19 protein-coding genes are annotated in these 19,178 nt (G+C 54.3%); 2 read left to right on the top strand and 17 right to left on the bottom strand.

What is annotated here, in order from left to right; translation table 11 throughout:
- Positions 1 to 70 precede the first annotated feature (70 nt).
- On the bottom strand, positions 71 to 1,123 hold the full coding sequence (locus LDK53_RS17510) for a YcjF family protein (protein WP_225287684.1): 1,053 nt from the start codon (positions 1,121 to 1,123) through the stop codon (positions 71 to 73).
- Positions 1,120 to 2,517 (bottom strand): YcjX family protein, encoded by a 1,398-nt coding sequence (locus LDK53_RS17515; RefSeq protein ID WP_025756626.1) that lies wholly within the window; start codon positions 2,515 to 2,517, stop codon positions 1,120 to 1,122. The genes LDK53_RS17510 and LDK53_RS17515 overlap by 4 nt, the downstream gene beginning before the upstream one ends.
- Positions 2,518 to 2,672: 155 nt before the next feature.
- On the opposite strand from LDK53_RS17515, the gene LDK53_RS17520 reads away from it, so the two are divergent.
- Positions 2,673 to 3,683 (top strand): LacI family DNA-binding transcriptional regulator, encoded by a 1,011-nt coding sequence (locus tag LDK53_RS17520; protein ID WP_126800153.1) that lies wholly within the window; start codon positions 2,673 to 2,675, stop codon positions 3,681 to 3,683.
- 32 nt (positions 3,684 to 3,715) lie between these two features.
- Here the strand turns inward: LDK53_RS17520 and LDK53_RS17525 are convergent, their stop codons facing one another.
- From LDK53_RS17525 to pspA, 15 genes are all read right to left on the bottom strand, one after another.
- Positions 3,716 to 4,630, bottom strand: a complete 915-nt coding sequence (locus LDK53_RS17525; RefSeq protein ID WP_025756624.1) for an OmpG family monomeric porin — start codon at positions 4,628 to 4,630, stop codon at positions 3,716 to 3,718.
- Between the two features lie 64 nt (positions 4,631 to 4,694).
- Positions 4,695 to 5,777, bottom strand: a complete 1,083-nt coding sequence (locus LDK53_RS17530) for an ABC transporter ATP-binding protein (protein WP_045285082.1) — start codon at positions 5,775 to 5,777, stop codon at positions 4,695 to 4,697.
- 13 nt (positions 5,778 to 5,790) lie between these two features.
- Positions 5,791 to 6,456 carry a beta-phosphoglucomutase gene (gene pgmB / locus LDK53_RS17535; RefSeq protein ID WP_225287685.1) on the bottom strand — a complete coding sequence of 222 codons (666 nt, stop codon included), beginning with the start codon at positions 6,454 to 6,456 and terminating at the stop codon, positions 5,791 to 5,793.
- Positions 6,446 to 8,725, bottom strand: a complete 2,280-nt coding sequence (locus LDK53_RS17540; RefSeq protein WP_225287686.1) for a glycoside hydrolase family 65 protein — start codon at positions 8,723 to 8,725, stop codon at positions 6,446 to 6,448. The genes pgmB and LDK53_RS17540 overlap by 11 nt, the downstream gene beginning before the upstream one ends.
- On the bottom strand, positions 8,719 to 9,774 hold the full coding sequence (locus LDK53_RS17545; protein WP_412174833.1) for a Gfo/Idh/MocA family protein: 1,056 nt from the start codon (positions 9,772 to 9,774) through the stop codon (positions 8,719 to 8,721). Before LDK53_RS17545 ends, LDK53_RS17540 begins: the two co-directional genes overlap by 7 nt.
- A gap of 14 nt (positions 9,775 to 9,788) precedes the next feature.
- Entirely contained in the window at positions 9,789 to 10,577 is a 789-nt protein-coding gene (locus LDK53_RS17550) for a sugar phosphate isomerase/epimerase family protein (RefSeq protein WP_225287688.1), read from the bottom strand.
- A 16-nt stretch (positions 10,578 to 10,593) separates the two neighbouring features.
- Positions 10,594 to 11,646: a zinc-dependent alcohol dehydrogenase gene (locus LDK53_RS17555; RefSeq protein WP_225287689.1), complete on the bottom strand. Its 1,053-nt coding sequence runs from the start codon at positions 11,644 to 11,646 to the stop codon at positions 10,594 to 10,596.
- Between the two features lie 31 nt (positions 11,647 to 11,677).
- Positions 11,678 to 12,520, bottom strand: coding sequence for a carbohydrate ABC transporter permease (locus tag LDK53_RS17560; RefSeq protein WP_225287690.1), 843 nt, complete (start codon positions 12,518 to 12,520; stop codon positions 11,678 to 11,680).
- Positions 12,507 to 13,388: a carbohydrate ABC transporter permease gene (locus tag LDK53_RS17565; RefSeq protein WP_225287691.1), complete on the bottom strand. Its 882-nt coding sequence runs from the start codon at positions 13,386 to 13,388 to the stop codon at positions 12,507 to 12,509. Before LDK53_RS17565 ends, LDK53_RS17560 begins: the two co-directional genes overlap by 14 nt.
- A 22-nt stretch (positions 13,389 to 13,410) precedes the next feature.
- Positions 13,411 to 14,703, bottom strand: coding sequence for an ABC transporter substrate-binding protein (locus tag LDK53_RS17570; protein WP_225287692.1), 1,293 nt, complete (start codon positions 14,701 to 14,703; stop codon positions 13,411 to 13,413).
- 15 nt (positions 14,704 to 14,718) lie between these two features.
- Positions 14,719 to 16,416 (bottom strand): sugar phosphorylase, encoded by a 1,698-nt coding sequence (locus LDK53_RS17575; RefSeq protein ID WP_318527757.1) that lies wholly within the window; start codon positions 16,414 to 16,416, stop codon positions 14,719 to 14,721.
- A gap of 195 nt (positions 16,417 to 16,611) precedes the next feature.
- Complete coding sequence (gene pspD / locus LDK53_RS17580) at positions 16,612 to 16,836, bottom strand: phage shock protein PspD (RefSeq protein ID WP_047958810.1); 225 nt, start codon at positions 16,834 to 16,836, stop codon at positions 16,612 to 16,614.
- Positions 16,837 to 16,848: 12 nt separating this feature from the next.
- Positions 16,849 to 17,208, bottom strand: a complete 360-nt coding sequence (pspC, locus tag LDK53_RS17585; RefSeq protein ID WP_059387029.1) for an envelope stress response membrane protein PspC — start codon at positions 17,206 to 17,208, stop codon at positions 16,849 to 16,851.
- Positions 17,208 to 17,432: an envelope stress response membrane protein PspB gene (gene pspB / locus LDK53_RS17590; protein ID WP_025756611.1), complete on the bottom strand. Its 225-nt coding sequence runs from the start codon at positions 17,430 to 17,432 to the stop codon at positions 17,208 to 17,210. Before pspB ends, pspC begins: the two co-directional genes overlap by 1 nt.
- 49 nt (positions 17,433 to 17,481) lie before the next feature.
- Positions 17,482 to 18,150: a phage shock protein PspA gene (pspA, locus tag LDK53_RS17595; RefSeq protein WP_095449099.1), complete on the bottom strand. Its 669-nt coding sequence runs from the start codon at positions 18,148 to 18,150 to the stop codon at positions 17,482 to 17,484.
- 166 nt (positions 18,151 to 18,316) lie between these two features.
- On the opposite strand from pspA, the gene pspF reads away from it, so the two are divergent.
- Positions 18,317 to 19,178: phage shock protein operon transcriptional activator (gene pspF / locus LDK53_RS17600; protein WP_225287693.1), on the top strand; the 862-nt coding region annotated here is incomplete at its 3' end.

Genomic DNA, 19,178 nt, shown 5'->3' on the forward strand with positions numbered 1-19,178 from the left:
TCAGAACACGGTGAACCGGAAGATGGCTGTCAAGAAATATTGACAGCCCGCACGCTTAGTGAACAAAACCTCACGGAGCCGGTTTTTTATTGAGCGTCTCTTTGAGCTGGCCGATCAATTCACGCCTGAAATCCCCCAGCCGGGGCTTATCGCCGTCAATCCACGGGAGCGGACGGCAGACTTCCATCGCTTTAATACCCAGGCGTGCCGTCAGGAGGCCTGCGCCGATGCCCTGGGCTGCGCGAGCTGAAAGACGCGCCGCAAGATCCTGCGACATCCAGTCCATGCCCACTTCGCGGACCAGTTCACTCGCCCCGGCAAAGGCGATATTGAGCAGGACCAGCTTAAACAGTCTGATCCGACTGTAGTAACCCAGTTCTATGCCGTAAAGGTTCGCGATACGGTTGATCAGGCGCAGGTTACGCCAGGCGATAAAAGCCATATCAACCAGCGCCAGCGGGCTGACGGCAATCATCAGCGTGGATTCCGCCGCAGAGCGGCTGATTTCACGCCGCGCCTGAGCGTCCAGCACCGGCTGAACCATATGGGAATAGAGCGTCACCACTTCCCGATCGTTCTGGGTTTCGTGAATGGCGGCATACCAGCGCTGGAGTGCCGGGTGTGACTGATCGATTCCAGCCTGGCTGGCCAGCTTTTCACAGAACACGCGGCCTTTACCGGTGCCGTGACTGTGCAGCAAATCCCGGGCCTCATCACGCTCGTGCGCGCGCTGTCGCAGACGCCAGAGCCGCCGCCACTCGGTGGCAACCGATCCAACGCCCGCCCCGACAATCAGCGCGCCCGCGGCACACCCGCCGAGCGCAACCCAATCCTGGGTTTGCCAGGCATTCATCGTCCACTGTATACCCTGCCCGATCACGCTTACGCCAAACAGCGTCAGACCCGCGGTCACCATTTTACGCCACAGGCTGCGTTTCGGACGCAACGCGGCTTCCACGGCCGCCTCCGCAGGGCCTTCCTCAACGCCCGGCTGCTCCGCGAGCGCCGGGGCAAAATTATCTGCCTGCGCGCCGCTGAACGTCTGCGCCGTTTTAAACGCCTCCTGCTGCGCCTGCTCAAGCGTTCCGGTAAAGTCTATGCGCGGTTTTAACGGTTCCGTCATCGCAATTTATCTCCAATCAAAAACTCCAGCGCCGCATCCAGACGGATGTGGGGCAACGGGGTGTCGACGCTCATGGCCTGAGGGCGGAAGGCTTCAAACTGGAAGCCCTGGCTCTGCCAGAAGGCCTGGCCCGGCAGGCGCGAGGGCACTTCGCCCGGATAGACAGTAAGCGGTTCGCCGTCGCTGAGGCGATTACCGCGTAAGGCCGGAATTTTCTCACCGTTGAGGTCAATCAACCCGCTTTGCGTTGCCTGCACGGACGCAAGCCCCAGGCAATCCATGCTGATACCTTCAAACGCGGCGTTTTGCCAGGCATCCTGCACCAGTTGCTGCAGCAGCGATACCATATTGGCATGCTGATCGACCGTCACGTGATCGGCTTTAGTCGCCGCAAACAGCAGCTTATCGATCACCGGTGAGAACAGACGGCGAAATAACGTCCGCTGCCCGTAGTGAAAACTTTGCATCAGCTGCGTCAGCGCGAGGCGCATATCGTTGAAGGCCTGCGGCCCGCTGTTAAGCGGCTGCAGACAATCCACCAGCACGATCTGACGGTCGAAGCGTAAAAAATGGTTTTTATAGAAACCTTTGACCACTTTTTCACAGTAGTAATTGTAACGTTCCCGCAGCATACCTGCGTTGGTGTGCTTGTCGGCCTGCGCCAGCTTCGCCTCTCCGGTACCGTCCACATCCGGCCACGGGAAGAACTGCAGCGCGGGTGCCCCCGCTAAATCCCCCGGCAGGACAAACCGCCCTGGCTGGATGAAATGCAGACCTTCCTGCTTACACTGATGCAGATACGCTGTCCAGGCCTCAGCAATAGCCGCCAGACGGTTTTCATCTGCTGGTGCCAGCGGATCCAGCCCTTCGCACAGCTGTCGCCACGTCGACGACCACTCTGCACGTTGCCCCTGCAACAGCCCCGTCATCTGCCGGGACCAGGTGAGGTAATCCTGCGCCAGCATCGGCAAGTCGAGCAGCCATTCGCCGGGGTAATCGACGATTTCGAGGTACAGCGTGGAGGTGTCCTTAAAGTGGCGCATCAGGGATTCATTCGAGCGGAAACGCAGCGCAAGGCGAATTTCACTGACTCCTCGTGTCGGCGTCGGCCAGCTGGGCGGATCGCCGTAGAGCTGCGCCAGCCCTTCGTCATAGGTAAACCGGGGAATACCAAAATCACGTTGCGGAACACGCTTAACGCCCAGCAGACGCTCTTCCCGAACCGCGCCAAGCAACGGCAGGCGCGCGCCAGCGTGCAGATTCAGGAGCTGGTTTACCATCGCGGTGATAAACGCCGTCTTACCGCTGCGGCTTAGCCCGGTCACCGCCAGACGCAGATGACGGTCAACGCCGCGGTTGACCAGTGAATTGAGTTCATTTTTTAGTCGCTTCATCGCCATCCTTCGTTGCCCGGAAGCCATAAATACCTTGCTTCAGAATACAATAGATGGGGGCAGATCGTTGATTATCAATTCTTATTTATTGCTATTGCCGTTTTCTCTCCAGTAAGATGAACGGTATTGCTGTCAGTCCTGAGTGAGTAAGGTGTATGTCACCCACCATCTATGATATCGCACGGGTTGCGGGCGTATCGAAATCAACCGTTTCCCGCGTTCTGAATAAACAAACCAATATTTCTCCCGAAGCGCGGGACAAAGTGCTGAAGGCGATTGACGAATTAAATTATCAGCCCAATAAACTGGCCCGTGCCCTGACCTCTTCAGGTTTCGACGCCATTATGGTTATTTCTACCCGCTCAACCAAAACCACCGCCGGTAACCCTTTTTTCTCCGATATCCTTCACGCGATTACGGCAAAAGCGGAAGAAGAAGGTTTTGACGTCATTTTGCAAACGTCAAAAAGCAGTGAAGACGACCTGTTGAAATGCGTGAATAAAATAAAACAGAAGATGATCAAAGGGATCATTATGCTGAGCTCACCCGCTAATGAATCCTTTTTTACCACGCTGGATGCCTATGGCGTCCCGGTTGTGGTGATTGGCAAAGTGGAAGGGGATTATCAGAATATCTATTCCGTTGATACGGATAATTTTCATGACAGCGCCACGCTGACGGAAGCGTTTATTAAGAATGGTCGCCGCAACATTGCCTGTTTGCATGCGCCACTTGATTATCACGTGTCGATTGATCGCCTTGCAGGGTATAAAGCTAGCCTGGAGAAGCACAATATTGCGCTTAACCCGGACTGGATCATGGATGGCGGTTATACCCATGAGAGCGCGCTAACGGCGGCGCTTAAACTGTTGTCCTCACCCACGCCGCCTGATGCCGTATTCGCCACTGACAGCATGAAATTACTGAGCCTCTATCGCGCGGCGGATGAGTTAAACCTGATGATCCCGGAGCAGGTGGTGATAGCCGGATACAGCGACCCGATGCTGTCGCTTATTTTAACCCCCGCGCCTGGTGGCTTTGATATTCCCACCCGCAAACTGGGTGAAGAGAGCTGCGACCTTCTCTTCAGGCGAATTGCCGGTCATCCTGCTCCACAGAAAGTGCTTGTTGATACCCATTTTTTGCTGGCCGCATCCCTGCGCTAACACCAGGGGCTGGCTGCCCCTGGTGACATCGGTCAGAACGCGTAGTTTACGCCAACCCCCGCATAGTGGAAGCGGTCACTTTCGCCCTCATCGTGGTTTTCCCACTCATAAGCGTATTCCAGCGTCATGGACAAACCATTATTAAAGTCATACGCGTAGAGCATACCGAGTCGGTTGAAATCATGTCCTTCACGCTCAGGATCGTCCTGCCAGTCCCAGTTTGACCAGCGATCGAGCCCCAGGCGGGTATACGGCGTGAGCGTGGTCTGGCCTAATGAAATGGGCAGATAGGCACGAATTTCCTGCGTGGAAAACTCGCCGTTATTACGAGAACCGTCCATATTAAAACCACGCTCTAAATAGTAATTCACTTTTGCCGCAAAGGTTTCGTTAAGGGTCCAGGTAAAGCCGGTTTCTGTTTCAACGCGGCTGTCAGCATAGCCGGTTTTTTCCAGATCGTTGGCAAACTGATACATGGCAAACCAGCCGCCAAAACGCCAGTCGTCGGTTAATTTAATATCCCAGTCAGGCTGGATTTTATAGCGCTGCATATTCGCGCTACCATCTTTCGCCCCGTGCTCATCTTTGAAGTGGTAGCCGTAATTACGGAAACCACCGGTCAGGCCGAGGGTAAAATCATCGGTTCCGATAAAACGATAACGTAATTCAAATTCCGGGCGATCAAAATAGGTGCCGCGGGTCATACTGCTGTAATCAACCGGCCCCTCCTGATACATGGCCAGCGAAATTGTCCATGCGTCCCAGGTGGCATTAAACCAAACGGACGGTTCATATAAGCCGTCTTTATCCTCGCCCTGCCCTTCGACGTTTTCAATTTCATACATCGCGCCAATATTAAATTCCCACTGCGTCGCTTTTTCAGTTGCCTGCGCGCAGCTAACCCCTGCGCACAGAACGAGCGCAGCACTTCTTAGTAGAGTACTCATGTAATATTCCCTTTATAATTAACAAACAAAAAACCGGAAACGTGAATTTCCGGCAAACACTTTTTTATCTAATAGCCGCTTCGGTTTCCGCGTCGAAGAAATGGCACTTATTCATATCGAACTGAATACCGATATTATCCCCTGCGGCATAATCATTCGCTGCTCCTGCGCGGACAACCAGCTCATGTCCGCCGACGGTGGCATAGAGCATAAATTCCGCGCCAGTGAGTTCAGCCACGCTGACTTTCGCCGCAATGTCGTCATCACGGTTCTGCAGGGTCAGGATATCTTCCGGGCGGATGCCAAATACCACCGCTTTACGCTGATACCCCGCGTGATTCAAAGCCGTAAGCATCTCCTGCGGGATTTCCAGGCGCAGGGTTTCCGTGACGAAATAACGATCGTCTAACGCGCCGCGAATAAAATTCATGGCAGGCGAGCCAATGAAACCTGCAACAAACATATTCGCCGGTTCGTTATAAACCTGCTTTGGTGCCCCCACCTGCTGAATAATGCCGTCCTTCAGGATGACGATGCGGGTGGCCATCGTCATCGCTTCCGTCTGATCGTGGGTCACGTAAATCATCGTGGTGTTGAGCTTCTGATGCAGCTTGCTGATTTCCGCTCGCATCTGCACACGAAGCTTGGCATCGAGGTTGGATAACGGCTCATCCATCAGGAAGACACCCGCTTCACGCACAATCGCCCTGCCTAACGCTACGCGCTGGCGCTGTCCCCCCGACAATGCGCCTGGTTTACGCTTCAGGTATTCACGCAAACCCAATATCTGAGCTGCCCAGTTAACCCGTTCCTCAATGATCGCCGGGGCGATTTTTTGCATTTTCAGGCCAAACGCCATGTTGTCGTAGACCGTCATATGCGGATACAGCGCATAGTTCTGGAAAACCATGGCAATATCGCGTGATTTGGCCGGCACGTCATTCATGCAAACGCCATCAATTACCAGTTCCCCGGCGGAGATCTCTTCCAGCCCCGCAATCATGCGCAGCGTCGTCGACTTGCCACAACCTGACGGACCGACGAAAACGATGAACTCTTTGTCCTCTATGTCGAGATTGAAATCCTTTACCACGTGAACCTGGTTATCATAGATTTTCTGGATATGTTTCAGAGACAATTGCGCCATTGTTAATTCCTTATCAATACGTCCGGGATGCCCAGAAATCGGTCAGGCATTTCCAGGTCAGTTCCCGCGTTGAATGAAGTTGTAATCCCGCATGGTGCAGGCCCGATCCAATCCCAACCGATAGCATTCCCGCGGCGTTGATCGCCTCAACGCCTGCGGGGGCATCTTCAATACCGATGGCCGATTCAGGACGAACCCTCAGACCAGCGCAGGCGGCGAGGAAGATCTCCGGGTCAGGTTTCGAACAGACAATGAGGGAGGCATCGGCACAAAAATCAAAGGCGTCCTCAATGCCGAGCGCCGTCAGTATGCGGGGCGCATTCAGGGAAACGGAGGCGAGCCCAATTTTGACCTTCGCCGCACGTATCTCCTCCAGCACCTCGCGGATGCCCGGCAGCAGCGACGCCTCGGTCAACGACGCCAGAGACGCGACGTAGAGCGCATTTTTCTTTCCCGCCAGCGCCAGGCACTGTCTGTCGTCGAACGCCCCCTCTTTTGAACCGTGTCGCAGGATCCGCTGCAGGGATTCCATGCGGCTAATTCCCTTCAACTCCTCGTTAAACACCTCGTCGATGGCAATGCCAATCTCCTGCGCTACCGCGCGCCAGGCGAGGAAGTGCAGATGCGCGGTATCGGTGATGACGCCGTCAAGATCGAAAACAACAGCTTCAGGCTTCATGGCTGGCCTCCGTGGTAGCGGTCCCATTATCAGGCGTAAGAAAATCCCTTAAGGACAGTGCCTGCCGCTCCGTAACGCACAGCGTTTTTCCCCAGAGGGTTAACGTGACGGGTGCGGTGGTATCGATTGTTAGCTCGTCTTTTTCAAAGGCGAAGTGCATGCGCGCGTTCCGCCAGCGCAGCGGAAATGCAAGTTTGCGCCAGTGAGCGGGCAGCTTCGGCGCAAGATGCAGTTCCCCTTCTACAATCTGCATACCGGCAAATCCCTGAATCACGCCGGACCAGATCGCGCCGGTGGCGGCAGCATGAATGCCGTCGTCGCTGCTGTGGGGATCGTCCCCCAGGTCAATGGCGATACCAGCACGCCAGAAAGCATAGGCTCCTTCCGTATCGCCGCAACGTGCCGTCACAATGCCGTGAATGGCCTTGCTCAGCGAAGAGTCATGGATCGTACGGGGCTCGTAGAACGCCAGGTTGGCGGCACATTGCTGCGGCGTAAACCGTTCGGGCAACAGGTAGTTAAGCATCACAACATCGGCCTGCTTAAGGATCTGCATCTCATTCACTTCCGCGCGGGAGTAATCGAGCAGAATGGTCTGCTTCCCCGCTTTCGCTTTATAACGGCTCAAATCAATAACCGGTTTCGCCATGAAAGTGTCATCCTGTGGGATCACACCGTCAGCACCAGCCTCCGGTAGCCATAAACGCGCCAGGAACCGGGTGGCATTCTCCGTAAAACCCGCATCTTCACGCTCAAACATCGCCATAAACCGGCATGCACTGGCAACGTTGTGCCAGGCCAGATAGTTGGTGTAGGCGTTATTGTTCACATGTTCCGTGTATTCGTCCGGTCCAATCACGTCATGGATTTCCAGACGATCATTGACTTCCGTTGCGCGCCCCATCCAGAACGCGGCGGTTTCCATCAGCAACGTCAGCCCTTCTTTGCGCATAAAGGCATCATCCTGCGTCGCCTGCCAGTAGGCGACCACGGCCCAGGCAATGTCCGCCACGATATGGTGTTCAGCCAGCGCGGAGGCCACCTTCTGGCGCGTGCCCGTTCGGATGTTGATGGCGGCAAACTCCGGCGTCTCTTCCTGACCACTTGCCGCACTCTCCCAGGGGAACAGCGCGCCCGGCCAGCCGTTGCGACGGGCTTTTTCCCGGGCACCGGCCAGGTTAAGCCATCGATAGCGCAGCAGGCTCCGGGCGATCTGCGGACGGGTAAAAAGATGGAAAGGCAGCAGGAAAATTTCCGTATCCCAGAAGACGTGGCCTTTATACCCCTCTCCCGTCAACCCTTTTGCGGCAATGCTGCTTCGCTCATCATGAGCGGGGGTCATGGCGGTCAGATGCCAGACGGCATAGTCCAGCGCCATCTGATCCTGACCTTCCGTCGAGTCCACCTCTACCCGGGCGTTGCGCCAGACTTCTTCCCAGACACACGCAGAGCTTTCCAGCAACGCGGCATAACCCCTCGCCGCACACACTTTGAGATCCGCCAGCGCACTGCGTGCAAACGACGCCTGCGACAGGGCTTTATCGCTGCGGTGAGCAACCCAGACAAGTTTATCCAGCGTGACAGTGTCACCCTGAGCCACCATCAGTGAATAGTGCGCCAGCAACCGACGATTTTTGGCGGTGAAGCAGCTATCGCTGTTAGCTGACAGCTGACAAAACGCCGAGATGACAACCTCAGAGCCCCGGTCCTGCGTTTCATAGACACCCTGCAGGTAATGCTGGTCAAACACTCTGACCGACACTTCATCCAGATGCTGCCTTCCGCTGTTGGTTTGCGTCGCATCAATACCGGTGTTCAGCACGACCAGCGAATCGGCATCAAGCGGTGTAATCGAGAATTGCATCGCCGCTAACGGCAACTGATCCAGCGAGACGAAACGGCGGCTCTCCAGACGGTAGCGTTTTCCGTTGGGCGAGCGCCAGACGACGCTGCGCCGGAGTTCGCCATTGGCAAATGCCAGCTCGCGTTGCCAGGCGAGGATCTCGCCTGAAAGCAGCGTAAAATTCACCCCATCCAGTTCAATATCCATACCGGTGATATCTGGCAGGTTGATCAGTTCCGTGGTCTCGTGACGACCCGCCTGATGATAAAGTCCGGCAAGATACATGCCTCTGGTTTGCCGGGTGTACTCTTCTTCATGCGTCGCGCGGATCCCCATGTAGCCATTACCGCAGGCCATGATGGAGGCGTATTTATTCAGACTGTGGGGACAAAAACCCGGATCGGTTAAGACAGAGACGTTTAGCATAATGAGACGCTTTCCCCTGTTTCTGCCGACTCATACAGCGCGGCGACAAGCTGCTGGATAACCAGCCCCTGTTCTGCATCGGCGATCGTTACGGGTTCCCCCAGCACATGACGGACAAAGGCATCCATACTGCGTAAATGGCGCCGATCGTCCGCCTCTTTTCGCTGTGTGAGGGTATGTAAAACACCTGCGTCGTCGTGATAAATGTGGGCCGGGAAAAGTGTGGCCCCTGCCTTTTCACCGCAGAATGTGACGTTCATGATCGATTGCTCACGGATATTCAGCGCAAACGAGGTGTCCAGACGCAGAATGCCGCCGTTGCAAAATTCAATGGTGCCGAACAGGGCATCTTCAACGGTAAACTGAGCGGGATCCCACGAGCCAAACTGGCCGCTGCTTTTGCGGTTTCCCAACCTCTGAAAGCTGTGCGCTGTCACCCGTTTAACCGCCGGGAACCCCAGCACGTACATCGCGGCATCCAGCATATGGATACCAATATCAATCAGCGGTCCACCGCCCTGTAACGATTTGTTGGTAAAGACGCCCCAGCCCGGCACCCCACAGCGCCGCAGCGCCTGCGCCGTGGTGAAATAAATTTCACCCAATGCGCCGTTCATCACGGCCTCACGCACCTGTTGCGTATCCAGTGCGAAACGATGGTGAAAATCATACGCCAGTACTTTTCCCGCCTTACGCGCAGCGATGCGCATCTGGTCGGCCTCTTGTGGCGTCATGGCTGGCGGTTTCTCGCACATCACATGGCAGCCGGCTTCCAGCGCTGCCATCACGTGTTCAAAGTGAAACCGGTTAGGCGAACAGACGCTCACCACATCCGGCTTAACCGCTTCGAGCATCTCCCTCACATCCTGCCAGGCAGAGGGGATGGCATGACGTTCCGCAAACGCCTGAGCCTGTTCAGGGTGGCTATCCATCACAGCCACCATCTGAACATCACTGCGTGTGGCGTAATACGAGGCATGCACTTTTTCCGCGACCTGCCCGGCGCCAATAATGGCGACGCGCAGGCACGAAGGTGTAGAGGGACTCATCACGCTCGTCATCCTTAGCATTCACGCAAATAAGTGAGTGAGTCCTGGTACGCCTGAGCCGGGTCGTCGGCACGAACACGGCACTCATACACCACATAGCCCTGGTAATTATCCGCGCGCAGCTGATCGAACAGGCTGGCAAAATCGAGGCTACCGCTTCCCGGCTGATAACGATGATTATCGGCAATATGGACGTGACCAAGCAGATCGCGGTTGCGATGCAGCGCCTCCGTCAGCGAATCTTCTTCGATATTCATATGGTAGAAATCGCCGATGATTTGTACGTGCTTCAGCGCGTTCTCTTCGATATAACGACGCGCGTCCGCCAGGGTATTGATCATGTGATCCTGATAGCGATTCAGGGGTTCCAGGTAAATCGTCGTTCCGGTACGCCCCGCCACCTCATCCAGCCAGCGCAGCGAAGCACTCACCGCGTTGCGGTCGCCTTCGAGGCTGCGTGGGGAGGTCATCGGTGGCAGGCGGAAGGTAAACATTCCCCAGGCTGCAGGTACGATAATGCCCTTGCCCCCTACCTCTGCCAGGGCCTCCAGAATACGTTCAATCTGTTTTAACCCGTTCAGCCGACGCTCTTCGATGAAGTCGCCAATCCAGCCATCGTATCCCCCACATGCTGTCGTCACCGGCAGGCCAGTGGCGTTGATCGCGGCTTTTACCTCATCAAGGTTTTCTACCAGCAGTTTGCCGTCAATTTCATAGCCATCAAAACCCATCGCTTTGATGTACTGGAACTTCTCCAGAATCGGGGTTGGGAAAAAGGCCTGGTTTTGGGTTGCGATTTTCATTGGTGCTCTCCTTAGCTTAAAAAGTGACGCCCATTTTGATGCTCAGTTCAGGGTGCTGATCGACATACTGCATGTAGCTTTCAGCGCTGGTGGTAAAGGTGACAACCGGGTCGATCAGGTCCTCGCAGTTGAGATAACCGTTCATCAGCAGCTCCCAGCAAGTCTCCTCAATACGTTTGCGGTTCCAGCGTGGGTAATCCGGATTGGGTTCGCTGCAGGCGCGCGAAAAGACGATCTTCGCGTTATTGAAATGCGCTTCGCGACCGAGGTTGAAGCCTTCTGCGAATGGTTTTGCGAAGGCGACGTAGGAGATAGTGCCGCCGTAGGCGAGTCCGCGCAGCGCAGACTGCAGTGCATCGGCAAAGCCGCTGGTTTCGATGATCACATCCGCGCCCTGCTTCCCGGTCAGCTTTTTGATCTCCATGCCGACGTCCGTACCGACTGGATTAAGGCAGTGGTCTGCCCCATGACGGCGGGCAATCTCGCAACGGTGGGCGATAGGATCGACACCGATGACGATTGACGCACCGGCTTTTTTCGCCAGCTGGATCGCAATCTGGCCAATGGCCCCAAGCCCGACCACGACCACAAAATCCCCGACCCGGACGTTGGCATCGCGCACGCCGCTCATGGCGAACTGTGCCGGATCGTAGCAAACGGCGTTTTTCCAGGACGCGCCCTGCGGCATTTTACGCAGCTTGTAGTTATTGACCGCGTTAACAATGACCGTCTCCTGCAGCGGCCCATAGCAGCATACGCTGTCGCCTGGCTGGTATTCCGTCACGTCAGCACCACATTCAATAATGTCGCCAACAATCATATTGCCCAGCTGGAACTTACCGAATTCGATCCCGCGGGCTGCACCGGCTTCACGCGGCGTGAACATCTGCCACTCCGCGTTGAACTCTTCATCAATAAACGGGCTTGCCGCGCGGAAATCCACAACTTCGGTGCCGTGTTTCGGTGCGCCAAAGCGGGCACGAATTTTCACTTCATGGACAGCAACCGGACGATCTTCATACTCCACCAGCGCCGCCATACGAGGCGCCGTTGCAACTAACTTTTTCATGACTTGCTCCTGGGAAAAAATACTGGCCGCCTCAGCCCTTAACGCCGCCGGCGGTCAAACCACTTTTAATAAAACGTTCTGATAATGCGTACATGATGACCACCGGAAGTGCCGTCACCAGCGATGCCGCCATCATGCGACCCCAGATATAATCTGGCGCGCTAAAGAGGGTGTTCAGCCCGACCGGCAGAGTGAAATTGCTGGCACTCGAGAGGAAAATGGAGGCAAACAGGTAGTCGTTCCACGCCACCATGAAGCAGTAGACAAAGACCGACACGAGACCGGAAATCGCCAGCGGCACGGTGATGCGAAAGATGATCTGCAGGCGATTCAGACCGTCCATCATCGCGGCCTCTTCTATTTCGTCCGGAATGGTGTCGAAATAGCTGCGCAGCATGAAGACGGCAGTGGGCAACGTCTGGGTCACCATGGTGACGATCAGCGCCAGTTCTGTGTCATAAATGCCGAGCGCGGTGATGATTTTGAACAACGGTACGACCAGCAAAATCCCGGAGAACATGTAGACGGTGTAGAAGCTCGCATTGATCGTCGCGCGTCCTTTAAAACGCAGTTTGGACAAAGCGTAAGCCCCGAGCGTACCGAGAAATACGGCAATCACCGATGAGATCAATGAGACCACCATGCTGTTTCTGAAGTAGTCCACAAACGGGAAAATCAGCGGGTTGAAAATGTCGACGTAATGCTGCAACGTCCACTCCTGCGGCAATATGGTCGGGTGCAGGGATATCGCCTCTTTTGCGCTTTTGAACGACGTCATTAACATCACGAAAAATGGGAACAGTGTGATGACAAGAAACAGCAGCAGCCCCAGATAAAAACCAATACGGCCCAGTACGCGTTTATTTGTTGCCATTGAGGTTTACCCTTTTTCTGATCAGCAGGATCACCGCGAAGATGATCACGAACAGCACGACAGAGATCGCGGCGGCCTTACCCAAATCATTGAAAGCGAAAGCCGTTTTGTAGAGATAGACGCCCAAAATATCGACCTTTGTCGTCAGCAGGTAGACATCCGCGAACATGTAGAACATCCAGATAGTGCGGAGCGTGACCACCGTCGCCAGCACCGGCATAATCGCGGGCAGCGTGACGATACGAAAACGCTGCCAGGCATTGGCACCGTCCATTTCCGCAGCTTCATACAGCGATTTATCAATGGTCTGTAAAATCGCGAGAAACGAAATGAACGCGTACGGGAAGTAACGCCAGATGGCGAACAACACTACCAGCACAAAACTGCTGCCTGGATTGTCGAACCACAGCGGCGCATGGTCATACAGATGCAGCAGATCAATACCCAGATAGTTCACAATCCCGTAGCCGTTGTTGAACATGTATTTCCAGGCAAACACCAGTGATATGGACGGGGTGACATAGGACAAAATCACCAGCGAACGGGCTGTTTTGCGCAAGCGAAACTCGCGGTTAAAGAAAAGGGCAACGGCCAGCCCCAGCACCGTACTCCCCATCACAACCAGTGCGGTGTACCAGAACGTCATCCACAGCGAATGCCAGAAAGCGGCATCACTGAGAATGCGAATGTAATTGTCCAGTCCGACAAACACGGCGCTGATGCGCGGGTTAAGCGGCAAACGTAAAAAGCTGATTTCAATGTTGGAAATCATCGGCCAGGCCACCAGGCCCCCCAGCAAAATCAGGCTGGGGGCCAACAGCAGCATGGCGAAAGGCATATCTGAACGACCAGAAAACAACGTCTTCATAATTTCCTTCCGCAAAGCGCTCCTATCGTTGTGACATCAGGTCAGTCAGTTGCTTCTGGCTGCTGCTCAACGTCGCGCGGAGATCGTGTTGCCCCACCGTGACGTTATGCACCATGGAACTGATAATCCCGGACCCCGTCACATCCCCCATGCGAGTGAAGTTTTTGTCCCCCACTGCGCCAAACACCTGGACATTCGGGAACTGCGCGATCAGTTCGTAAGGCAGTTGCCCAAAGGCTTTAATCACATCATTGTTTTTCCAGGTATCGGTGCCGACGACCAGTTTGTTCACCGGTAATGCCGCGCCGGGCGACATCATTACCCAGTCCGTTGCCTGTTGAGCCTGTTCCATCCAGGTGACAAACTTCTCTGCGGCTTTCGTTTCGTCTTCAGTCTGACCGGCGGTGATCGTCAGGGAGGTGACCATGCCGTAGACGGCAGACGATTTTTCTGTTGGCACAACAAAGCCGAGGTTGGCCGGGTTTCCGTCTTTAAAGACCGCCGGCAGGATGTAGGTGGAGTAAACGGCCATGGGGGCAGAACCGTTCATGAAGGCATCTTTGATCTCCATGACATCGTTTGAGCCAGGCATGGTGTTCGCGGCCAGCGCTTTATAAAACGCCAGAGCGCCCGCCATTTCAGGGGTATCGATATTAATATTCCCTTTTGCATCAAAAACGTTCGCGCCACCGGAAAGTGCAAACTGAGAGAATGCCTGCTCGGTCATCACGCTTTCTGCGGTTGGCAGCGCAATGCCGTAATGTTTCCTGGCCGGGTCGTTCAGGCGCTGGCTGGCGTTAAGCAGCTGTTTCCAGTTATGCGGCTCGTCAATACCCGCCGCGGCAAGCACATCTTTGTGGTACCAGACACCGGACAACCAGGCGCTGATCGGCACCCCCGTCCAGGCAGAACCGTCTTCCGTACGAACAACGCGCAAGATGCCGTCATAGAAGGTGTTTTCACCGACCGCCTTGATGGCTTCGCCGATCGCCTTGCGATCCAGCAGTTGTTCCTTGTCCATCACCTTCGCGTAGTCGTGGCTGACTTCAATCACCTCAGGCAGCGCGCCGGTTCTGGCCAGCGTAATCACTTTGGTGTTATAGGCATCTTCTTCTACCGGCACCTGTTTTACGGTAATGCCGGGGTTCTCTTTCTCGAATTTTTCGATCAGTTTCGTAATAACCGCCTGACGCTCCTGCTCAACCGACGAATGCATAAACTCGATGGTGACAGCAGACGGTTTGTCATCCTTGCACCCTGATAACAAGGCGCACGAAACCAGTGCTGAGATCAGCACAATTCGGGGCATTTTCATGTTTAAGGTCCTTTTTTAGTTTTCTTTAATCCACAACACCTGCCATGGAGTAAGGGTTAGCGTTGTATCGGTAATAGCATTTCCGGCGATCAAATCCCTGCCAACTGAAATATCGGATTGCACCGTTTGCGTACGTTCGCTGAAATTAAATATTGCGGTTATCTTTTCACCCGACACCGCAACGCGAGTGATTTTTAAAATTGCGCTTCCTGATGTACTAAAATACGCTTCACTGTCAGGATGAAATGCTTTTTCCATCCGTCGCAGCGCAATTAACCGGCTTAACGCGGAATAGACCTGATATCGCAAATTGTTTTTATTTTCCAACGCGCCATCAATTTGGCTTGCAACATATTTCTCTCGATTAATCGCACGATTGTATCCCAGGCGCTTAACCCCTTCATAATCATTACGCGAACCCAGAATACTCTGAATATAAACCGCAGGCACACCCGGAAAACTTAACAGCACGGCGTGCGCCAGAATAAAACGGGCTACGCGTTGATTATCATCACAATCACGCGTACTTAATGCATCCAGATAAGTTACGTTAATTTCATAAGGGCTTCGGGTACCATCCGGGTTATTTTTCCAGTTAACCAGCGCCCCTTCGTGCTGAAGTTTTTCAACCAGGGAGAGGATCTCTGATTCGGGTAAAATTCCCCGTAACGGATTAAGGCCAATCCCGTCATGCGAGGCCAGGAAGTTGAACCAGGTGGTGTTCGTTGAGGGCAGCGTTAGCGACGCAGCCCACTCACTGAGAACACGAACATCCTGACTATGCACCGCATGCAGTACCAGCGGAGGCAGCGAGAACTGGTAAACCATCTGCGCTTCATTTTCACCGTTGCCAAAGTAAGAGATGTTGTCTTGATGCGGAACGTTGGTCTCCGTGATGATCACCGTGCCAGGTGCAACGACGTCGGTAATGGCGCGGAAGAGCTGAATGAGGAGATGCGTTTGTTCAAGGTGGATGCAGCATGTTCCGGGCGTTTTCCACATAAACCCAACGGCATCCAGACGGATGTAACGCGCCCCTTCAATCAGGTAATGTAGCAGCACGTCAACCATCGCAATCAGCACCTGTGGCGAGGCGAAATTGAGATCGACCTGGTCGTCACTGAAGGTGGTCCACAGGTGGCGTACGCTGCCATCATGAAGCGTGAAAGGTGTAAGAAGCGGTAATGCGCGCGGACGCGTTACGGCGGAGAGGTCAGTTTGAGGATCGACAGCAATAAAGAAATCGTCGTACCCTGGGGTTTGTTTAAGATAATTAGCAAACCATTTGCTTTTGGCTGACATGTGGTTACAGACAAAATCAAACATCAAACTGGTTGACTGTTTTAATTCGGCAATGTCTCGCCATGTTCCTGTTTCAGGTGCAACTTGATGATAATCAATGACAGAAAAACCGTCGTCCGAAGACCATGGGTAAAAAGGTAAGAGATGGACATGAGAAAAAGAAGCAGAAAGCCATTTATTATAAAAACGTGTAAAAACAGGAAGTGCCTTCTCCCCTTCTGCCGAAAACTGATCGGCATAGGTAATCAGGACAACATCATTTTCATCCCAACCCGTTTTACGCGTTTCCGTAATAACAGAAGCGGCCTTTCCGATATTTTCCAGTAGCGCATTGAGCTGGGCATCATAAAACATTTCCCCGTAAATACGATTAATAAGTTCTTTAATTTTTGCGTTCACTTTATTTTCCATGGTAGCGGTCCCACGAATGGCAATCTACTCCCATGAAAAATATCTGTCAACGGACCGGGAGGCAGAAAAAGGGCATTGCAAAGCAGCTCAACGCAGTATTGTGAGCTGCCGCAAAGAAAGAATGGGGAAAAGCGAAAATAGCGTTAACTGTCGCCAGCCCTGCTCACGAAAGAGAAAGGCCAACGCGAGGGGGCATTACCGGGTGAAATAACGGCGTGAAAGCCGTTTTGCAACGTTTTGCAACAGCGGTTCGAGTGCCACGGCCAGCACCATTCTGACCGGCTTGCGGGCAACCGATTTAATCGCCCACCCCGCTACCCCAGCCGGACCGTAACGTAACGCGGTCATCAGGACCAGCTTACCTGCGATTTTCAGGCCGGGTTTTACCTTCTGACCGGCCTGTTGCCAGTGTTGTTTCATCTCATTTCTCTCTTAAAGCTGACGGAAACGACTTCTCAGCGTAAAGGTATCGGATGTGACATAACGTTCCATTTCCCGTAACCGCCTCTCACCGGCGGCGAGTTGCTCATCCACAGCATTGAGGAGATCGCTGCTGGTGGGAGCCCCTTCCGCAGCCAGTTCCCCTTCCGGCATCGGGTCAAGGACAAACGACAGAATGATGTACGCCACCAGGGTAATAAATGCCAGACCGAAGAAGATCGACAGCACGGTGACCACGCGGACCAGTTTTACCGGGACATCAAGATAATGGGCCAGCCCGGCACAAACGCCTCGCACCATGCCCTGCTGCGGAATACGCCACAACTTTTTGTTCAGATTCAGTCCAGACATTAACGATCCCTCCAGTTTGGGTGTTCGGCATCGAGAATGGCTTCCAGCGCCTGAATGCGTTCGCGCATTCTGTTCGCCTCCTCGGAGAGCTGTGCCAGACGCTGTTGTTCACTCTGGGAAAGTTCGCCCCGTGAAGAACGGTTGCTGTAGTGCAGCCAGAGCCATATCGGCAATACGAACAGCACGAAAATAGTCAGGGGAATGGCCAGAAAAAGCGCGCTCATGTGTACTCCTTGTCTTACGAGGCGGCACACTCAGGTGCCGCAGGCATTATTATTGGTTATCTTGCTTCACTTTGGCTTTCAGTGCCGCCAGTTGCTCGCTGATTTCATCATCGGCTTTCAGATCGGCGAACTGTTGATCCAGCGACTTCTGTTTGCCGATGCTGTGGCTTTCGGCTTCCGCTTCCATCTGGTCGATACGACGTTCAAACGATTCAAAACGCGCCATCGCCTCATCCAGTTTGCCGCTGTCCAGCTGACGACGCACATCGCGGGAAGAACTCGCCGCCTGGTGACGCAAAGTCAGCGCCTGCTGACGCGCCCGCGTTTCGCTCAGTTTGTTTTCAAGCTCACCGATCTCTTTCTTCATTCGGCTGAGCGTGTCATCCACCAGCGTCACTTCATGCTCAAGAGTCGCCACCAGCTCTGCAAGCTTCTGTTTTTCAATCAACGCCGCACGGGCCAGATCTTCTTTGTCCTTACGCAGCGCGAGCTCCGCTTTCTCCTGCCATTCGTTCAACTGAGCGGTAGCCTGCTCAATACGACGCGTAAGCTGTTTTTTCTCCGCCAGCGCACGGGCGGAGGTAGAACGCACTTCAACCAGCGTGTCTTCCATCTCCTGAATCATCAGGCGTACCAGCTTCTGCGGATCTTCCGCTTTCTCAAGCAGCGAGTTGATGTTGGCGTTCACGATGTCGGCAAAACGAGAAAAAATACCCATAATCGAATCCTCATAGTTCTGTTATCGGGCGATGCCCTGCTGTACAGATAATACAAAACCTGTGCCAACTTTTTATCTCATTGATTTTTATGAGGCTGATTGCTTTTCGGGCAACGCGCAACTATGCTTACCTGGTGAATATCGCTAAGGAGTGGTTAATTTCATCATGCCTGGATACAAAGACAATTTACTCGGTGAAGCCAACAGTTTTCTGGAAGTGCTGGAACAGGTCTCCCGCCTTGCGCCGCTCAATAAACCGGTGCTCATCATCGGTGAACGCGGAACCGGAAAGGAGCTGATAGCCAACCGTCTGCATTATTTGTCCGGGCGCTGGGATGGCCCCTTCATTTCCCTTAACTGCGCGGCGCTCAATGAAAATTTGCTCGACAGCGAGCTCTTCGGCCATGAAGCGGGCGCGTTTACCGGCGCCCAGAAGCGCCATCCCGGACGCTTTGAACGCGCCGACGGTGGCACACTGTTTCTCGACGAACTGGCCACTGCGCCGATGCTGGTGCAGGAAAAACTGCTGCGCGTGATTGAGTACGGCGAGCTGGAGCGTGTCGGCGGCAGCCAGCCGCTGCAGGTCAATGTGCGCCTGGTCTGCGCCACCAACGCCAACCTGCCGGAAAGGGTCGCGGAGGAAAAATTCCGTGCCGATCTGCTTGACCGGCTGGCTTTTGACGTCGTTCAGCTTCCCCCGTTGCGCGAGCGGCGAAGCGACATCATGCTGCTGGCAGAACAGTTTGCTATCCAGATGTGCCGTGAACTGGGTCTGCCGCTCTTCCCCGGCTTTAGCGACTATGCCCGGGAGACGCTGCTTGCTTATCACTGGCCGGGAAATATCCGCGAGCTGAAAAACGTCGTCGAGCGTTCCGTCTATCGCCACGCCAGCAGCGAGACGGAGCTGGACAACATTATTATCGATCCTTTTCAGCGTAGCGCCCCCCCGGTATCCGCCCCGTCGTTGTCGGCCGATGCGCCCACCCTTCCCCTGGATTTACGTCAGTTCCAGCACGACCAGGAGCAAC

The sequence above is a fragment of the Enterobacter sp. K16B genome (assembly GCF_020216105.1).
Taxonomy (GTDB): Bacteria; Pseudomonadota; Gammaproteobacteria; order Enterobacterales; family Enterobacteriaceae; genus Enterobacter; species Enterobacter sichuanensis.